This is a genomic window from Helicobacter sp. 12S02232-10 (assembly GCF_002272895.1).
Classification (GTDB): domain Bacteria; phylum Campylobacterota; class Campylobacteria; order Campylobacterales; family Helicobacteraceae; genus Helicobacter_J.
The window spans coordinates 1-527 of the sequence record NZ_MLAQ01000041.1; the positions used below are offsets into that span (position 1 = coordinate 1).

1 protein-coding gene is annotated in these 527 nt (G+C 38.1%); it reads right to left on the reverse strand.

The genetic code is table 11. From position 1 onward, the window contains the following. A partial coding sequence (locus BKH41_RS09940) for a hypothetical protein (RefSeq protein ID WP_180762819.1) occupies nt 1–527 on the reverse strand: 527 nt, incomplete at both ends.

The window sequence follows — 527 nt, forward strand, 5'->3', positions numbered from 1 at the left end:
TCAATGAGAGATTTGTACTACTATCCTTTTCTTTGAGGATTGTTTCTAGACCTTTCTTATCATCACTTGCTTTTGCAAAGACCATATGCATCCCACCACTATTGGCTTTTCCACCAAAGAAGTTATTGGTATCCCCACTCAAAGAAGTTCCACGGATGTTAAAGGTATTGAAGAGATTCCAAGCTGTGACATCATTTTTATTGCCAAAGGCATTAGTGATTGCATCATTAATCTTCATTCCTGTATATAAAGGGCTAAGTTCTAAGGTTGCTCCTGTGTTGATGAGATTGAGGCTTAAGATCTTATTGCCTGCACCATCGTGGACATTTAAAGTGATGGCACCATTATCAATTCCTGTTTTATCATCATAACCTTTGGAATCGGTTTCACTTCCTTTGGACATACTTCTTAAAGAATGCAAGCCAATAGCTGTGATGGAAGAACCAGTTTTGCCATTGGTCACACCCATTCCAATATGGTTGGTTTGGAAATAAGAACTTTCAGAAGGATTGGTTGTATCAAAGCTT